This is a genomic window from Dellaglioa sp. CoH-57-MRSF-18 (genome assembly GCF_056781995.1).
The window spans coordinates 1-425 of sequence record NZ_JBXAXX010000095.1 but is presented as its reverse complement, the minus strand read 5'-3'; the positions used below and the strand labels follow the sequence as shown (position 1 = coordinate 425).

The 425-nt window shown below is 55.3% G+C and carries 1 protein-coding gene; it reads right to left on the bottom strand.

The annotated features are described in order from the left end of the window. Positions 1-67 precede the first annotated feature (67 nt). The coding region (locus tag AC1RPG_RS08230) for an NUDIX hydrolase (protein ID WP_481762505.1) at positions 68-425 on the bottom strand (358 nt) is incomplete at its 5' end.

The window sequence follows — 425 nt, the reverse complement described above, 5'->3', positions numbered from 1 at the left end:
AAGCGAGCCTTTCCACCCAGCATCTGGCCGTACAGTTCGTTTTGTTTCATACATCCTCCTTATTTGATCAACGGAGGAATTGTAGCGTGGCGCGAAGCGCCTGTCTATCATTTTCCCACATCGGCAGATTCATAAAATGCAGAGGGTCCGCCTCAGCAAACGTGTAGATGTGTGACCACACCAGACCATGACACTTCTCAGGCTCAGCGTTCCGTACTTCGCCTGCAAACGCGTATGCTCGGAAATAGAGCATGAGAAGAGGATCACCGTTACCCAGCGTATCATTCGCATGCCACACGGGCCGCAGCCCAGCAGGGTCTAGGTCGAGACAACGCTCTTCGCGCAGCTCACGAGCCATTCCGACATCGGCACGTTCAGCTTCGAGCTTGCCGCACGGAAGCACGTACAGACCCGATCCCGGGTCC